Origin of the sequence: Rhodococcus sp. NPDC056960 (assembly GCF_042674125.1) — a bacterium.
Taxonomy (GTDB): Bacteria; Actinomycetota; Actinomycetes; order Mycobacteriales; family Mycobacteriaceae; genus Rhodococcus_F.
The window spans coordinates 42867-59694 of sequence record NZ_JBHURF010000025.1; the positions used below are offsets into that span (position 1 = coordinate 42867).

The 16828-nt window shown below is 68.1% G+C and carries 17 protein-coding genes; 5 read left to right on the forward strand and 12 right to left on the reverse strand.

Annotated features, from left to right (window positions below; translation table 11 throughout):
* Positions 1-74: 74 nt before the first annotated feature.
* Positions 75-1637: a 4-hydroxyphenylacetate 3-hydroxylase family protein gene (locus ACFTWF_RS33085; RefSeq protein WP_378465311.1), complete on the forward strand. Its 1563-nt coding sequence runs from the start codon at positions 75-77 to the stop codon at positions 1635-1637.
* Between the two features lie 27 nt (positions 1638-1664).
* Positions 1665-2195 (forward strand): NADH-dependent flavin reductase, encoded by a 531-nt coding sequence (nphA, locus tag ACFTWF_RS33090; RefSeq protein WP_378465312.1) that lies wholly within the window; start codon positions 1665-1667, stop codon positions 2193-2195.
* A gap of 74 nt (positions 2196-2269) precedes the next feature.
* Here nphA and ACFTWF_RS33095 read toward each other — a convergent pair whose 3' ends face one another.
* From ACFTWF_RS33095 to ACFTWF_RS33115, 5 genes are all read right to left on the reverse strand, one after another.
* Positions 2270-2689, reverse strand: a complete 420-nt coding sequence (locus tag ACFTWF_RS33095) for a tautomerase family protein (protein WP_378465313.1) — start codon at positions 2687-2689, stop codon at positions 2270-2272.
* Between the two features lie 27 nt (positions 2690-2716).
* A complete protein-coding gene (locus ACFTWF_RS33100) occupies positions 2717-3469 on the reverse strand; it encodes an SDR family NAD(P)-dependent oxidoreductase (RefSeq protein WP_378465314.1) in 753 nt (250 codons plus the stop codon).
* 76 nt (positions 3470-3545) lie between these two features.
* Entirely contained in the window at positions 3546-5024 is a 1479-nt protein-coding gene (locus tag ACFTWF_RS33105) for an aldehyde dehydrogenase (RefSeq protein WP_378465315.1), read from the reverse strand.
* A gap of 15 nt (positions 5025-5039) precedes the next feature.
* Complete coding sequence (gene dmpG, locus ACFTWF_RS33110) at positions 5040-6080, reverse strand: 4-hydroxy-2-oxovalerate aldolase (RefSeq protein WP_378465316.1); 1041 nt, start codon at positions 6078-6080, stop codon at positions 5040-5042.
* Positions 6077-6955 carry an acetaldehyde dehydrogenase (acetylating) gene (locus tag ACFTWF_RS33115; RefSeq protein ID WP_378465317.1) on the reverse strand — a complete coding sequence of 293 codons (879 nt, stop codon included), beginning with the start codon at positions 6953-6955 and terminating at the stop codon, positions 6077-6079. The genes dmpG and ACFTWF_RS33115 overlap by 4 nt, the downstream gene beginning before the upstream one ends.
* Positions 6956-7169: 214 nt before the next feature.
* Between ACFTWF_RS33115 and ACFTWF_RS33120 the strand changes: the two genes are divergently transcribed.
* Positions 7170-8210: a VOC family protein gene (locus ACFTWF_RS33120; protein ID WP_378465318.1), complete on the forward strand. Its 1041-nt coding sequence runs from the start codon at positions 7170-7172 to the stop codon at positions 8208-8210.
* Between the two features lie 19 nt (positions 8211-8229).
* Here ACFTWF_RS33120 and ACFTWF_RS33125 read toward each other — a convergent pair whose 3' ends face one another.
* From ACFTWF_RS33125 to ACFTWF_RS33145, 5 genes are all read right to left on the reverse strand, one after another.
* Positions 8230-9543, reverse strand: a complete 1314-nt coding sequence (locus tag ACFTWF_RS33125; RefSeq protein WP_378465319.1) for a lipase family protein — start codon at positions 9541-9543, stop codon at positions 8230-8232.
* Positions 9544-9545: 2 nt separating this feature from the next.
* On the reverse strand, positions 9546-11141 hold the full coding sequence (locus ACFTWF_RS33130) for a GMC oxidoreductase (RefSeq protein WP_378465320.1): 1596 nt from the start codon (positions 11139-11141) through the stop codon (positions 9546-9548).
* A gap of 103 nt (positions 11142-11244) precedes the next feature.
* Complete coding sequence (locus ACFTWF_RS33135; RefSeq protein ID WP_378465321.1) at positions 11245-11796, reverse strand: TetR/AcrR family transcriptional regulator; 552 nt, start codon at positions 11794-11796, stop codon at positions 11245-11247.
* A gap of 44 nt (positions 11797-11840) precedes the next feature.
* The gene (locus ACFTWF_RS33140; RefSeq protein ID WP_378465322.1) at positions 11841-12116 is read right to left on the reverse strand and encodes a hypothetical protein; all 276 of its coding nucleotides are present in this window, start codon (positions 12114-12116) and stop codon (positions 11841-11843) included.
* Positions 12117-12150: 34 nt separating this feature from the next.
* Complete coding sequence (locus tag ACFTWF_RS33145) at positions 12151-12366, reverse strand: DUF5652 family protein (protein WP_378465323.1); 216 nt, start codon at positions 12364-12366, stop codon at positions 12151-12153.
* Between the two features lie 138 nt (positions 12367-12504).
* Between ACFTWF_RS33145 and ACFTWF_RS33150 the strand changes: the two genes are divergently transcribed.
* Both ACFTWF_RS33150 and ACFTWF_RS33155 read left to right on the forward strand, forming a co-directional pair.
* On the forward strand, positions 12505-13440 hold the full coding sequence (locus ACFTWF_RS33150; RefSeq protein WP_378465324.1) for an ATP-binding cassette domain-containing protein: 936 nt from the start codon (positions 12505-12507) through the stop codon (positions 13438-13440).
* Positions 13437-15119: an ABC transporter permease gene (locus ACFTWF_RS33155; protein WP_378465325.1), complete on the forward strand. Its 1683-nt coding sequence runs from the start codon at positions 13437-13439 to the stop codon at positions 15117-15119. The genes ACFTWF_RS33150 and ACFTWF_RS33155 overlap by 4 nt, the downstream gene beginning before the upstream one ends.
* A gap of 4 nt (positions 15120-15123) precedes the next feature.
* Here the strand turns inward: ACFTWF_RS33155 and ACFTWF_RS33160 are convergent, their stop codons facing one another.
* Positions 15124-15897 (reverse strand): SDR family NAD(P)-dependent oxidoreductase, encoded by a 774-nt coding sequence (locus ACFTWF_RS33160; RefSeq protein WP_378465326.1) that lies wholly within the window; start codon positions 15895-15897, stop codon positions 15124-15126.
* A 21-nt stretch (positions 15898-15918) separates the two neighbouring features.
* Positions 15919-16785, reverse strand: coding sequence for a sugar phosphate isomerase/epimerase family protein (locus ACFTWF_RS33165; protein WP_378465327.1), 867 nt, complete (start codon positions 16783-16785; stop codon positions 15919-15921).
* Positions 16786-16828: the final 43 nt, after the last annotated feature.

Below are 16828 nucleotides of genomic sequence, written 5' to 3' on the forward strand. Positions count from 1 at the left end.
GGCGAGGACCGATGCGCCCCGGCGGCTTTCGATGCCGAAACAGATTCCTGCCCAACGAGACCAGGAGTGCCTCCATGACCACATCAGCATTCGTCGACACTGCCGTCGGAGTGCCCAACGACGCCCGGCCCATGACCGGCGACGAGTACCTCGAATCGTTGCGGGACGGCCGTGAGGTGTACTTCCGCGGGGAGCGCGTCGACGACGTCACCACCCATCCAGCCTTCCGCAACTCGGCACGATCGGTGGCGCGGATGTACGACGCACTGCACCGGCCGGAGGCGAAGGGCGTGCTGGCGGTGCCCACCGACACCGGCAACGGCGGCTTCACGCACCCCTTCTTCAAGACTGCGCGCAGCGCGGACGACCTGGTCCTCGCCCGCGACGCGATCGTTGCCTGGCAGCGTGAGGTGTACGGCTGGCTGGGCCGGTCGCCCGACTACAAGGCCTCGTTCCTCGGCACACTGGGGGCCAACGCCGACTTCTACGGCCCGTACCGCGACAACGCACTGCGCTGGTACAAACAGTCGCAGGAACGGATGCTCTACCTCAACCACGCCATCGTCAACCCGCCGATCGACCGCGACAAGCCTGCCGACGAGACCGCCGACGTGTGTGTGCACGTGGTCGAGGAGACGGATGCGGGCCTGATCGTGTCGGGCGCGAAGGTGGTCGCGACGGGATCGGCGATCACCAACGCTAACTTCATCGCCCACTACGGACTGCCGCTCCGTAAGAAGGAGTACGGCCTGATCTTCACGGCGCCGATGGATTCCCCCGGACTGAAGTTGTTCTGCCGCACGTCCTACGAGATGAACGCCGCGGTGATGGGCAGCCCGTTCGACTACCCGCTGTCGAGCCGGTTCGACGAGAACGACGCGATCATGGTGTTCGACCGGGTGCTCGTGCCGTGGGAGAACGTCTTCGCCTACGACACCGAGACGACCAACAACTTCGTCATGAAATCGGGATTCCTCTCCCGCTTCATGTTCCACGGATGCGCCCGGCTCGCGGTCAAGCTCGACTTCATCGCCGGCTGTGTGATGAAGGGCGTCGAGATGACCGGTTCCGCCGGCTTCCGCGGAGTGCAGATGCAGATCGGGGAGATCCTCAACTGGCGCGACATGTTCTGGGGGCTGTCGGACGCGATGGCCAAGTCGCCCGAACAATGGGTGAACGGTGCCGTGCAGCCGAACCTCAACTACGGTCTCGCGTACCGCACGTTCATGGGGGTGGGGTATCCGCGGGTCAAGGAGATCATCCAGCAGGTGCTGGGCAGCGGCCTCATCTATCTGAACTCGCATGCGAGCGACTGGGCGAACCCGGCGATGCGCCCGTATCTCGACCAGTACGTGCGCGGGTCGAACGGCATCGCCGCCATCGACCGCGTCCAGTTGCTCAAACTGCTGTGGGACGCCGTCGGAACGGAATTCGGCGGGCGTCACGAACTCTACGAGCGCAACTACGGCGGCGATCACGAGGCCGTCCGGTTCCAGACGCTGTTCGCCTACCAAGCCAGCGGTCAGGACACAACGCTCAAGGGGTTCGCCGAACAGTGCATGTCCGAGTACGACGTAGACGGCTGGACCCGGCCCGATCTCATCAACAACGACGATCTGCGGATCGTCCGGGGCTGAGTGAGCCGGCAGATGAGGAGCACAGCCATGACTGACACGGTCTGCGGATCCGATCTCGAGGTGACTCCCCCTCACATGCGGAAGGCGCTGGGACGCTTCGCCAGCGGCGTCACCATCGTCACCACCGCCGAATGTGAGGACGAGGAGTCGGTGCACGGGATGACCGCCAATGCGTTCACTTCCGTCTCGCTGGACCCTCCGCTCGTGCTCGTCTCGATCTCGACGCGCGCGAAGATGGACGCGAAGATCCGCGAGACCGGAACGTACGGCGTCTCCATCCTCGCAGGCGACCAGGAACCGGTGTCGCTGCACTTCGCAGGCGCCACGCAGCAGCCGGATCTGGTCCGATTCCTCTGGCGCAAGGGCGTTCCGCTCCTCGAGGGCGCCCTGGTCCATCTGGCATGCACGGTCGTCGCCTCACATCCCGCGGGCGATCACACCTTGCACGTGGGCCGGGTCGAGCAGCTGTCGTACGACGACGGACACCCGCTCGTCTTCTACACCGGCAGTTTTCGGTCGCTCGAACTCCTCGGGCGTGACGAGCCCTGGGGGTTCTGAAGACATTGCCCGACGACCGGGGCGGTCGCGACGAGTGTCGCGACCGCCCCATACGTACGTATGCATGGGGCGAATCAGGATATCGACCTCGCGCGGGCCGAGATCTCGCCAGCGCGCGTCGCGGCGGCGGAGTTCCCGGCGATCGCCCAGTTCACGGGGTCGACTTCGACGATCTGGCCGCGTACGAGTGCCCGGTCCTCACCGAGGACGTCGACGACCAGATCGGTGAAGCGGGCCGCGAGTTCCTCGCGTTGCGACGCAGGGCGTCCGGCGAGCACGATCGCGGTGAAGTACGGCGCCGGCGGCGCACCGTCGGCGACAACGGCTCCGGCGACGGCGACGTCGCCGGGGGTGTAGCGCACGATGAAGGTCCGGACGCGTTCGATCGGAGAGTCGAGCACCTCGGCGTAACACCGACTCGCCTCGGTCAGCAACGTGCGGTGCTGCTCGGCGGTGTACGCCCCGTCGACGAGGTGGAAATGGGCAACAGGCATGAGCGACAGATCCTTTCGAACTCGGGGTCAGTGGATTCCGTGCCGGGTTCCGGCGTCGACGTTGATCACCGAGCCGTGCAGCACCGCAGCTTCGGGTGCGAGCAGCGTCTCGACGATCCAGCCGATCTCCTGGAGCGTCGGCAGGCGGCCGAGGGTGGTCTTGGCCCGGTAGCGGTCCCAGATCTGCTCCGGGTCCCGTCCGGTCTCCGCGGATTCCGTCTCGACGAACGCGCGCAGCCGTGGGGTGTCCACCGGTCCGGGTGCGATCGTGTGGGTGGTGACGCCCCTCGGCCCGTAGAGGGCACTGAGTTGCCGCATGAGGTTGAAGACGGCGGCGTTGGCCGTGCCGGGAGCGGCATCGAGCGGGCCGGGTTCGAGGCCGAGGGAACCGGCGATGGTGACGAACCGGGAGCCGTCGACGAGATGATCACGGACGGAGTGCAGGAGGCGGACGAGTCCGCCGACCTTGATGTTCGCCGCCACGGCCAGGTCGCCGGGTGGGATCGTGTCGGCGGAGCCCCGAACCGGCAGCCCGGCCGCGAACAACGCCATGCGGACCGGCGAATCCACCCGAGCGGAGATTGCCTCGATGGCGCTGTCGTCGGCGATGTCGGCGCGGCAGGGGATGATCCGCTCGTCCGCCGCGGCGAGTTTCTCGAGGTCGTCAGGGTTGCGGGCAACGGCGAGGACGCGGAGGCCGCGGCGGGCCAGTCTCAGGGTGATCTCGGTGCCCATCGCGCCGGTCGCGCCGACGACGACGCAGAGGTCGGGTGTAGTCACGAGAGTGTTCTCCTCGAGGAAAGACGGACGGCCGGGGCGGTGGGTACCGCCCCGGCCGCTCATGGACGACAGGGGATCAGCTGCGCAGGCGGATGGTGACCGCCCGGGGCTCGGTGAAGAACTCACGCGAGTACTGGCCGCCCTCACGGCCGAGCCCGCTGCTGCCCTCGCCGCCGAACGGCAGCCGCAGGTCGCGTTCGAAGAAGGTGTTGATCCACACCGTGCCGGCCTTCCACCGCGCCGCCATCCGGTGAGCCCGGTTCAGGTTGTCGGTGAACAGGATCCCGGCCAGGCCGTACGGGGAGTCGTTGGCGATGCGCAGTGCCTCGTCTTCGGTGTCGAAGCCGAGGACGGTTTCGACGGGACCGAAGATTTCCTCCCGCGCAGTGCGCGAGTCGTTGGTGAGTCCGGTGATCACGGTCGGCGGGTAGTAGAACCCTCGCGCCCGGGCATCGTCGGTGAGCCGGGATCCGCCGGTGACAATCTTGCCACCTTCTTCCTGCGCCAATTCGACGTAGCTGTGCACCTTCTCGAGGTGCTTCTCCTCGATCAGCGGCCCGACGAAGTTCGCGGGATCCTTCGGGTCGCCGACGGTGAGCTTGCGTGCCTCCTCGGTGAACCGCTCGAGGAACTCGTCCATGATCGAGTTCTGCACCAGCAGGCGGGAACCCGACAGGCACACCTGACCGTTGCCGCCGAAGATCGCCCGGATCGACATGGGAACGGCGACGTCGAGGTCGGCGTCGTCGAAGACGATGTTCGCGGACTTGCCGCCCATCTCGGCCGAGACCGGGGTGTGGTTGACCGCGGCGGACTGGAGGATCTTCACGCCGGTGGCGCTCGATCCGGTGAACGTGATCCGGTCGACGCGGGGGTCGGCGGTGAGTGGGCCGGCGACGGCCTCGCCGCCGAATCCGTGCACCACGTTGAGGACCCCAGGCGGCAGTCCGGCCTCGAGGGCGAGTTCGGCGAAGCGGTGCGCGGTGAGCGGTGTCTGCGGTGCGGGCTTGAGAACGGTGGTGTTGCCGAAGGCCAACGCGGGGGCGATCTTCCACGTCGCGAGCATCAACGGCGCGTTCCAGGGGCTGATCGCCGAGACCACCCCGGCGGGCGGGTACAGGGTGTAGGAGAGCAGGTCGCCGTCCGGGTACGCCTCGTTCGCCGCCATCGACACGTAGTCGGCGAAGAACCGCAGATTGTGGGCGACCCGCGGGATCTCGGCATGCAGCGACTGATTGATGCTCTTGCCGCCGTCTCGGGTCTCGAGAAGCGCCAGTTCCTCGCGGTGCTCGTCGACCTTGTCGGCGACCGCATGGAGGATCTTCGCGCGCTCCTTCGGCGACAACTGCGGCCAGGGGCCCTCGTCGAACGCCGTCCGCGCCGCGGTGATGGCGTCCGCGCCGTCTGCGGCGGTTCCGCGGGCGACATTACCGAGGAGCGAGTCGTCGTGCGGATCACGGGTTTCGAAGGTGGCGCCGTCCGAGGCAGTCGTCCAGTCGCCGCCGATGAGATGACGAACCTCGGTCACCACAGGGGCGGATTCCGTCGTGGTCATGGTGTTCCTTGCCTGTCAGACCCCGGCCGGAGCCGGGGTTTCGTAGGTGCGGCCGGCGAGTTCGGAGGCGACGTCGATGATCATGTCCTCCTGACCGCCGATCACGCCGCGGCGACCGAGTTCCATCAGGATGTCGCGGGCGGGGACCCCGAACTTCTTCGCCGCCCGCTTGGTGGGGTGGAAGAACGTGGAATACACCCCCGCATACCCGAGGACCAGGGCGGTCTCGTCGACGATCTGCGGTTCCTTCATCAACGGCGCCACAATGTGTTCGGCGGTATCGATCAGCGGGAACAGGTCCACCCCGGTATCCCAGCCGGCCCGTTCGAACGCCGCGGCGAGGACCTCGGTCTGCGCGTTGCCGGCGCTGGCCCCCAGCCCGCGCAGCGACCCGTCGATGAACGTGGCCCCGTTCTCCGCGGCGGTCAGCGCATTCGCGATACCGACACCGAGGTTGTTGTGGGCGTGGAACCCGATGTCCGCGGTGATCGCCTGCCGCAGCGCGGCGACCCGGTCCCCGGCGTGCCGGGGCACCATCGCACCGGCGGAGTCGACGACATAGACGACGTCCGCGCCGTAGGAGTCGAGTTTGGCGGCCTGCTCCGCGAGCGGTTCGGGGTCGAGTTTGTGGCTCATCATCAGAAACGTCATCACCGTCAGGCCCTGCTCCTTGGCCCACTCGACGGGCTGCTGCCCGCAGTCGGCCTCGGTGCAGTGCACCGCGACCCGGACGGTGGTGATGCCGGCGTCGATGGCCTTCTGCAGTTCGGCCAGGGTCGCGATGCCGGGCACGTAGAGGGCGGCGATGTCCGCATCCTCGACGGCGTCGACGGCGGCGCGGACGTAGTCGGGGTCGGTGGCGGCGGCGAACCCGTACTGGATGGACGAGGCGCCGAGACCGATGCCGTGCGCCACCTCGATCGTCGATACTCCGGCCCGGTCGAGTCCGCGGGCGATGTCCGCGACGTTCTGCGGGGTGAACTGATGCGACACCGACGACATGCCGTCGCGCAGGGTGGTGTCGACGATGGTGATCGTGTTGTTCTCGGTACTCACTGGGCTGCTCCCTGGACGAGGTTCTGGCGGGCCATGACGTCGGCGACCTGAACGGCGGCGGCGGTGATGATGTCGAGGTTGCCGGCGTAGGTGGGCAGGAAGTCGCCGGCGCCGATCACCTCGAGCATCACGGTGACGAGGTCGCCGTCGACGTCGACCAGGCGCAGCGAGTAGCCGGGCACGTACTGCTGGACCGTGGCGACCATGTCGATCACGGCCCGCTCGATCGCGGCCGGGTCGGGGTTGCGGACCTTGGCGTAGACGGTGTCGCGCATGTTCATCGGCGGCTCGGCCGGGTTGATCACCGAGATGGCCTTGGCGCGGTCGGCGCCGGCGACCCGGGCGAGCGCCTTACCGGTCTTCTCGCTGAATTCGCTGAGATTCTGCCGGGTGCCGGGACCGGCGCTGTGGGAGGCGATGGCGGCGACGATCTCACCATAGGAGGCGTCGGCGACCTCGTTGATCGCATACAGAATCGGGATGGTGGCCTGGCCGGCGCAGCTGACCATGTTCACGTTCGGGGCGCCCAGGTGCTCGTCGAGGTTCACCGCGGGCACGACATACGGGCCGACGGAGGCGGGGGTGAGGTCGATGGCGGTGATCCCGGCGTCGGCGTAGCGCGGTGCCGCCGCGGCGTGGATCTTCGCCGACGTCGCCTCGAACACGAAGTCGGGCAGTTCCGGTTGCGCGAGCAGCCAGTCCAGTCCGCCGGCGGACGCCTCGAGGCCCTCCTGGCGGGCGCGGGCCAATCCCTCACTGTCCGGGTCGATCCCGATCATGTACCGGGGTTCGATCCGCTCGGACCGCAGCAACTTGTACATCAAGTCCGTGCCGATGTTCCCGGAGCCGATAATCGCGGCGCTCTGACGACTCATCTTTCCAGTCCTTCCCTGGGTGATGGGGTCGACGCTAGGAAGAATCCGCAGGTCCGGGACTGGCGATTCGGCTGTTCCGGACAGCGAGCGCCTCCACGCGACCGCTGTTCGGCTATCACGAAAAGCGCTGACTGCCCCGACCCCCGTCCGCCACGCTCGTGACATCGACCACAGCCGGTGCAGCAGCCCCGGAAGTCGGAAACCAGGAGAAGCCATGAGTGACGCTCGTTTCGACATCGCGCACCTCGCCCGTGCCGAACTGTTCAGCCCCAAGCCGCAGGAGACGCTGGACTTCTTCACGAAGTTCCTCGGGATGTACGTGACCCACCGCGAAGGGCAGTCGGTGTACCTGCGCGGGTACGAGGACCCGTATCAGTGGAGCCTGAAGATCACCGAAGCACCCGAGCCCGGCATGGGCCACGCCGCGATGCGGACGAGTTCGCCGGAAGCCCTCGAGCGACGCGCTCGGTCGCTGGTGGACGGCAACGTCGACGGCAGGTGGAGCGAAGACCAGTTCGGGTACGGCAAGACCTTCGAGTACCAGTCACCCGACGGGCACAACCTGCAATTGGTGTGGGAGGCCGAGAAGTACGTCGCCCCCCCGGAACTGCGGAGCAAGATCCTCACCCGGCCGTCCAAGAAGCCGCTGCAGGGTATCCCGGTGAAGCGCATCGACCACCTCAACCTGATGTCGTCCGACGTGACGGCGGTGAAGGACTCGTTCGAACGGCACCTCGGATTCCGGACCACCGAGCGCGTCGTCGACGGCAATGTCGAGATCGGCGCGTGGATGAGCTCGAACCTGCTCGGTCACGAGGTCGCCTGCATGCGGGACATGACCGGCGGGCACGGCAAGCTGCACCACCTGGCGTTCTACTACGGCACCGGGCAGCACAACATCGACGCCGTGGAGATGTTCCGCGACTACGACATTCGAATCGAGGCCGGACCCGACAAGCACGGCATCACGCAGAGCCAGTTCCTGTACGTGTTCGAGCCCGGCGGAAACCGCATCGAGCTGTTCGGCGAGGCCGGTTACCTGCACATGGACCCGGACGCCGAGACCAAGACCTGGCAGATGTCCGACATCGACACCGGACTGGCGATCGGCGGCGCGAAGCTCCCCTGGGAAACGTATTTCACCTACGGCACCCCGAGCCCGCTGTCCCTCGATCAGCACATCGAGAAGTACGCCCACTTCGGGCCCGGCGCCCCCGACCCCTCCGCGCCGGAACTCGCCGTCGCCCCGGTCTGAGTCCCGTCGGCGGCGGGTGTCAGCCCAGCGTGCAACCCTCCTCGACGGGCGTGTCGTCGAACCGGTCGAGAATGTAGGACACGGCGCCGTTGGTGCCGTAGCCGTCGACGAGTTCGGGGCCGAAGTGGTTCGGGAGGGTGGTGCCCGGGGCGATGGGCGGTAGGTCGTTGGTGCGGAAGGTGACGTTCGCGCCCCGGTCGCACCAGTCGACGGCGAGTTGGCGGGCCTGTTCGTACGGCACGGTGTCGTCGTTGCGGCCGCTGGTGACGAGCACCGGACTGCTGGGGGTGAGGGTGCCCAGACGCTGCGCGTCGAAGACGGGGCCGGCTTCGGGGATGTCGCGCAGGTTGTCCAGCAGGGACTTGTGGTCGTTCGTGTACGTACTGGTGTGCAGGAACGGCTGGTTGGTGATCACGTCACCGATGCACTCGGTGGCGAGCGTGTTCAGCACCGCCCGGCCCTCGGGGGTGATGCGCTCGTGGAGGGGCTTCGCCAATTCGGGGTAGCGGGCGACGAATCCGTTGATCGCGAACCCGACGGCGCCGCCGATGAGGTTGCCGTCGATCCGGCCGAGCACCGTGAGAAGGTCCGCGGGCGGTCCGCCTGCCCAGGTGCCCTTGATGTTCAGTTCCGGCGCATACGAAGACTGGAGTTCGGCGGCGGCCGCGGCGGCCCCGCCGCCCTGGGAGTATCCCCACAGGGCCAGTGGTGTCTCCGGACCGCTGCCGCTGAGTGCATTCGCGGCGCGAGCGGCGTCGAGCACGGCGTGGGCTTCTTCGAGTCGGTTGACGTAGGTGTGCACTCCCGGGGTGCCGAGACCGATGTAATCGGTGACGAAGACGCGCGCCCCCAACGCGCTCCACACGTCGGCCGACAACGCTTCCTGATTGGCGGACAACGAGATCGGAGCCGTGGTCACGTTCAGCCCGGTGGAGAACGCCTTCGACGGTGCGCACTGATCGCCCTGCCCGACCGTGCCGGGGGCGATGATCACGGTCGGCCGGGGTCCGCTGCCGGTCCAGGGCCGGGTGGCGTCGATGAAGGTGCCGGTGACCGCCGTCGGTGAATAGTCCTGCAGCCGCGACGTGTACATCACCCGCTGCCCGGTGCCCGGCCAGCCGCCGGCTGTTCCCGGGACCGCGGCGAACAGCGGCATCGGTTCGGTGCGGACGATCGATCCCGGAGCGGACGCGAACTCCGCCGGCGGCCGGTAGAAGTCGTCGCCGGGGGCTGCGGTCGCCGGGGCCACACCGAGGGTGAATACGCCACTGACACAGACGATGGCGGCCAGCGCGACGGCTCTGGCGAGTCGCGGGGAGTTGACGATATGCACGATCAGATCACCGTTCCGACGTCGTGGGCGACCAACTGATCCAGCGCGCGTTCGGCCACCGCCGCGATGGTCATCGAGGGGTTGCACGCGGCGGTGTTGCCGGGCATCAGCGCACCGTCGAGCACATACAGTCCGCGCTGGCCGTGCACTCGGCCCTCGAGGTCGCAGACCGGGCCCATCGACGCCCCGCCCAGCGGATGCCACGTGGAGGGGAATACCGCGTTGGTGTCCGTGAGCATGCTCCCGGGACCGGCGATCTTCCGCACCATCGGATCGATGCGGCCGTTCTGGACGACGGCGTCGCCCTCTCTCGGCCACCGCAGTACCGCTTCGTCTCTCGCCGAGTCGTATTCGAATCGTCCGCGTCCCTCGCTGACGCCGTAACCGACGAGCATGGTGCTGCGCGCATCGAAGGACAGCGGCGGGATCGATGCCTGGATGACCGTGACGGCGGAGGCGGGGTCGTCCCAGTTCAGGCTGCCATAGACGACGGGGCCGCCCTGCGGCGCGCCGAATGCTTCTTCGACGCTCGTCCAGATGTAGATCCGGTCGGCGTTGGTGCCCCAGCCGGCGCCCAGTTCGTCCGGCAGATCGGGGATCTGGCCCTTCGCCGCCGCGCGCACCAGCAACTTGGTGGTGTTCAGGCTGCCCGCGGCCATCACCAGGGCGTTCGTGGTGAGGATCTTGTTCCCCAGCACCGCGCCGGTCGTGTCGATCCGGTCGACGTACACCGTCCAGCGGCCGTCCGGGGCGCGCTCGACGTCGGTGACCTCGTGCTGGGTTTCGACGGTCGCCAGTCCGGTCGCTTCCGCGGCGGCGATGTAGGTGACATCGACGGAGTGCTTGCCGCCGTTGTTGACCCCGAGCGCGCCGTCGCCGTTGGTGTACGACGGCGTCATGTCGCCGCGGAGTTCGCCCAGCGCGTAGTTCCAGTCGATCGGCATCGGAATCTTCGACACGGGCAGGCCGGCGCGTTCCACGTTCTGCGCAAACACCCTCGCGGACTGGTAGTTCGGGCTGTCGATCAGCTCGTCGGGCGCGACCGCCAGTTGCAGCATCCGCGCGACCCGCGGGTAGTGGACCCGGTCCATGGTGGCCCAGTCGAGCTCTTCCGGAAGGTGCGCGTTGAACACGTCCTCCGCCGGCTGCAGGGTCATCCCCTGGTAGACCAGCGACCCACCGCCGACGCCCGCGGCGCACAGTGCGGTCATGTTGTCGCCGGGCACTGCCTCGAGCAGGCCGGTGTACGGCTCCAGGACCACCGGGGCGCCGAAGAGTTGCGGGCTGGATCGGTACCAGAGGATGCGCTTGTCGGGGGCCGTCGCGCGCGGGAAGGTGTCCGCGTTCGGACCTGTGGGCCAGCGCATCCCACGCTCGAGCACCAGAACCGGCACACCGGCCTCGGCGAGCCGCAGTGCCGCCACTCCGCCCCCGAATCCCGACCCGACGACGATGACCCGGTGGTCTTCGCGGGTGAGCGGAACGGCGTTCCCCCGTTCCGCGCGTGCGGGCTTCGCCTCGGCGATCCGGGAACTCGCGAGCGCGACCCCCGCGGCAGCGGCCCCGGTCAAGAAGGACCGGCGATTGAATGCAGACACAGCTTTCCCCCAGATCACAAGAAGATCGGTGTGGAGCGTTTCTCAGGCGAGCTCAAACTAGACACTTCGAGGCAGATGTGTCAAGAAGTTACTGTGACTGCCGTTACGCGCTGGACGGCATCGCCGGCAGCAGCCAGCGGGCGAGGAACCGGCGCAGGTCGTCGTCGGTGTGCACGGCGTCGTCGTCGAAGAGGACGACCGACAACGCGAGGCGAAGGGCGATCTCGACGATGTCGTCCAGGTCCGGTTCCACACCCGGGTCGCGCTCGACGAGCGGCGCGAGCAATTCGCGCGCAACGGGTTTCGCGCGGGACATCATGCCCGTGTCGAAGACCGGGTTGCCTCGTTCCGCCTGGAGCAGGGTGGCCAGGACCGGATGTGCGCGCACCGCGGCACGCCCCGCGACGATGAGCTCGACCACGTACTCGCCCGTCGTCTCGGTGGCCGCCAAGCGGGAATGGATGCCGCTCAGTGCCTCGACGGCGACACCGGCGATCGCCTGCGACACCAGTTCCTCTCGCGACCCGAAGTTGGAGTACACGGTCTGACGGGTGACGCCGGCAGCGTGTGCCGTCGCCGCGATGGTGACCCGCTCGAAGCCGTCGCTCGCGATCAACGCGAGGGTGGCATCCAAGATCTTCCTCCGCGATCGCATGCGCCCATTATCGAGCACGAGCCCGGCGAGGTGTGTCTTCGCCGTCAGGCCGGGATCGAGGGTTCGGCGTCGACGTCGGTGGTGCCCAGTTGCGCGAATCGGTCCCGGTCGCGTCGCGTGAGTCGAGCACCGACCACCAACCCGACCACCACGCTGACCGGTGTGACGGCGACGAGGATGGCGTTCACGACCGGTCCGGCCGCGGTGAGCGGGTCCATCAAGGCCACGATCAACCACGTCGCGTAAATCAACATGGCGAGGGCGGCCGCGGGGGCCACGACAACCCGCCAGACCGGGTCGGCGCCGGCTATATTGCCCACCCCCTCGGCGGCGAGTGGGGAGGTGTCGGGTCGCTCAGCCGGCGCTCACCTTCGGCCGCCGCCCACGCAGGAAGTACGCGATCGGGACGACACCGACGGAGTTGACCAGCACCAGAGCGGTCGCCCACACCGCCTTCGATCCCCGGATCTCGTCCGCCGGCCGACGTTTGATGTCGACCAGTGCCGCGATCTTCAGGACCCCCTCGACGACGGAGGCAACGAGAAGCCACCGGCGCTCACGGTCACTCAACTCGCTCCATCGCCTGGCCTGCATCCTCAACCTCCCACAGTTCGCTCGCTGCGTGCCTTCCACAGTAGCCACCACCGGCTTCGCGACGCGGCTGCAACTCTGGTGCCACCGCCCGCGGACCGGCGTAGCGTCGCCGGCATGGCTGCGATCTCGGTGGAGAATCTCGTCAAGACGTTCGGACCGACCCGCGCGCTCGACGGCCTCGACCTCGACGTCGGCCCCGGGGAGGTGCACGGCTTCCTCGGCCCCAACGGTTCCGGCAAGTCGACGACCATCCGTGTGCTGCTCGGCCTGCTGCGTGCGGACTCGGGCGACGTTCAACTGCTGGGCGGTGACCCCTGGCGCGACTCGGTGTCGCTGCATCGGCGGCTCGCCTACGTTCCGGGTGACGTGAATCTGTGGCCCAATCTCTCCGGGGGTGAGGCGATCGATCTCCTCGCGGGGTTGCGCGGCGGGCTGGACGAGTCGCGGCGCGCCGAACTCCTCGAACGGTTCGAACTCGATCCGACGAAGAAGGCGCGCACGTACTCGAAGGGCAACCGGCAGAAGGTCGCTCTGGTGGCGGCCTTCGCGTCGGACGTCGAACTGTACGTTCTCGACGAACCCACATCGGGGCTCGATCCCTTGATGGAGTCGGTGTTCCAGGACTGTGTCGAGGAGATGTCGGACGCGGGAAAGACGATCCTGCTGTCGAGTCACATCCTGGCCGAGGTCGAGGCGCTGTGCGATCGGGTGAGCATCATCCGCGAGGGCCGGACGGTGGAGACCGGCACGCTCGCCGAACTGCGTCACCTCACGCGGACGTCGATCACCGCCGAGACGCAGCGGCCGGTGACCGGACTCGACGCCGTCGAGGGTGTGCACGACGTGCGGGTCGACGGCCTGCACACCCGCTGTGAGGTGGACACCAGTGCGATCGACGGGGTGCTCCGGCAGCTGCTGCCGTTCGGTGTCCTGTCGCTGACGTCGACGCCGCCCACACTCGAGGAGTTGTTCCTCCGGCACTACGGCGACGAACTGGCCCGGGAGGGCGAGAATCACCGGCGGGCCGAATCCGGGACGCGGACACCATGAGCACCCGGACGGCACCGGCACCGGCACCGCCCTCCGAGTCGACGGGGCGGGGTCGGTACGCGGGCACTGCCCGGCTCGTGCGACTCGCCCTGCGCCGCGATCGCGTCCAGTTGCCGGTATGGCTGCTCGCCCTCACCGCGCTGCAGGTGTTCTCGGCCTCGAGCGTGCTCGGTCTGTATCCCACGGAGGCCGACCTGAGCAGCTTCGCGATCGCCACCGCGGCGTCGCCCGTCGCCCTGGCCACCAACGGTCTCGTCTCCGGCTACAGCGCCGGGGCCGTGCTCGCGTGTCAGATCGTCATGCCGCTGTCGCTGGCCGCCGCCTTGATGACCACGCTGCTGGTCGTGCGGCACACCCGCCAGAACGAGGAGACGGGCCGCGCCGAACTCGTCGAGGCCGCCGTGGTCGGACGCGCGGCACTGCTCACCGCCGCTCTGGTGGTCGCCGTCGGGGCCAACCTGGTGCTCGGACTCTTCAACGTCGTCGTCCTGGTGGCGCAGGGCCTGCCGCTCGACGGGTCCCTGGCGCTCGGCGCGGCGGTGGCGGGGGTCGGCATCGCGTTCGCGGCGATCGCCGCAGTCACGGCACAGGTGACGGACAGCGCCCGGACCGCGAACGGCCTGGCCGGTGCCGCGCTCGGGGTGGCGTTCCTGTTGCGCGCGGTAGGCGACATGACGGGCACGGTGACGGAGGACGGCACCCGGGTGACCAGCGGCTGGCCGACGTGGATGTCGCCGATCGGCTGGGCCGAGCAGATCCGGCCGTACGACGACAACGCCTGGTGGGTCCTGGCGTTGCCCGTCGTGTTCGCGCTGGTGGTCGGGTCCGGCGCATTCGCCCTCACCGAGCACCGGGACGTCGGCTCGGGACTGGTCCCGACCCGACCGGGGCCGGCCCGGGCGCCCCGTTCGCTGCCGACGGCGGTCGGATCAGCGTGGCGGATGCAGCGGACGATCCTGTTCTGGTGGGCGTTCGGCATCGCCGTGCTCGCGGTGGTGTACGGGGCGATCGGCAACCAGATCGACGACTTCCTCGGCGAGGGCGACCAGGTGGCCGACATGATGGAGCAGCTGGGCGGCGGCACCACGGACATGGTCGACGCCTACTTCGCCGCGATCTTCGGCATCATGGCGATCGCGGTCGCCGGCTACGCCGTGCAGGCGCTGCTGCGGATGCGTGCCGAGGAGACCGCCGGTCGGCTCGAACCCGTTCTCGCGACGGCGGTCTCGCGCCCGCGGTGGATGCTCGCGCACACCGGCCTGGTCGTGACCGGCATCGTCGTCCTGCAGATGGTCACCGGCGTCGCGAGCGGACTCGCCTACGGTCTGGTGACCGAGGACGTGCCCGGGAATATCGTGAGTCTCACGGGGGCGGCCCTCGTCTTCGTACCGGCGATCGCCGTGGTCGCGGCCCTGGTCGTGCTGCTGTTCGGAGGTGTCCCGGCCTGGTCGGCGGGGCTTTCCTGGGGCGTGCTCGCAGCCTGCTTGATCTTCGGATTCTTCGGGCCACTGCTGGGGCTACCCCAGACGATCCGGGACCTGTCCCCCTTCACCCACGTCCCCGCGGTGCCGGCCGCGGACGTGACCGCCACCCCGCTGGTGTGGCTCACGGCGCTCGCACTCGGCGTCGGTGCCACCGGGGTCATGTTGTTCCGCCGACGCGACCTCACGACCTCCTGACGGATCAGTGCATGTGGCTTCCGCCGTTGATGTCGATGGTCGTACCTGTCAGGTAGGCGGCATCTTCCGAGGACAGGAAGGTGATGACGGAGGCAACTTCGCGTGTGGTCGCGGTGCGTCCGAGGGGAATGCCCTGTGCGATGGCGGTTTCCTGTTCCTCGGTGCTGCCGACGCGGATGTTCGTGTCCACCGCTCCCGGTGTGACGGCGTTGATGGTCACACCGGTGTCCTCGAGTTCGCGAGCGAGTGACTTCGTGAAACCGAGAACCGCGGCCTTGGCCGACGAGTACGGAACCTTGCCGAATACTCCCCCGCCGCGCTGCGCGGACACCGAGGACATCGTCACGATGCGGCCCCAGCCCTGGGCGATCATGTCCGGCAGGAAGGCCTTGGTCACCAGGTAGGTCCCGGTTGCGTTCACGGCGAAGACCTTGTTCCACAGCTCGAGGGTGGTCTCGAGGAACGGGACCGGCGAGGTGATCCCTGCGATGTTGGCAAGCGCCCCGACCGGCGGCAAGGATCCGGCATCGACCTCGGCCTTGGTCGCAGCGTAGGCCGCCTGAACCGATGCTTCGTCGGAGACGTCGATGGCGTGACCGAATGCCGGCACGTCGTAGGCGCTGCCGATCTCGGCGGCAACCTTCGCCGACCGTTCCCCGTCGAGATCGAGAATGACTACGGCCCAGCCGTCTTCGGCGTAGCGTTCGGCCGTGGCGCGGCCGATTCCCTTCTCGGAAGTGGCGCCGGTGACGACTGCGGTGCGGATCGTGGTGCTCATGTGTGTCTCCTGGTGTCGTGATCAGTTGTCGTGGTTGAGAAGTGCCGTGATGGTGCGTGCGGCGTCAGCGGTCGCCGCGGGTCGTTCGTCGTCGGGGACGTCGCGGGTTTCGAGTTCGAGGGTGTAGTGCCCGGTGAAACCCGCGGCGTGCAGCGCATCGATGCCGGCGCCGAACGCGACGGCGCCGCGCCCGACACTGCAGTTGATGTTGCCCGGTTCGTCAACGACGCAGTCTCGGTCGAGAACGACCCGGCCGGGTGTGGCGTCCCTGATGTGGACGTGGGAGATGCGCTCGGCGAAAGTGTCGACGAATCGCACCGGGTCGCCGCCGGAGGCCACGATGTGACTGAAATCCATGACGATCCCGATTTCCGGATCCAACCGGGACGTCAGCTCCGCCGCCCGGTCCAGGTTGCAGCACAACCGGAACACGTGCAGCGATTCGGTCCACACGTCGAGGCCGTAGGGCTGGGCTCGCCCGAGGACGTAGGCCAGGTTGTCGGCGACGCGGTCCAAGTCCGCGTCGAGCCCCGCGATGGGTGCGTGGTCGAGTGCACCGTTCGGCAACACGAGCGCCCGTGCTGCCGTCGCCGCAGCCAGTTCCAGCAACCCGGTGAGGTGGCCGGACGTCGGAACGTCGACTCGCGGATCGTTCAGGTCGCCGACATCGCAGTTGATGGACCGGACGGTGAGACCGGACCGTTTCACCAGGTCCGCGACCTGGTCGACGTCGGACATGGTGAGCTCGATCGGAACGTGGTTGCAGACGCCCGGTAGGGAACCCAGGTCGATTTCACCGAAACCGAGTCGGCTGATCTCGGACAGCGCGCTTCCCAGGTCCAGGTGCCGGAACGAGATCGTCGAGCACCCGAGTCGAGCACCGATCATCGCCGTTCTCCTTCCGTCTCATCAGTGATGCGGCCCACAGTAG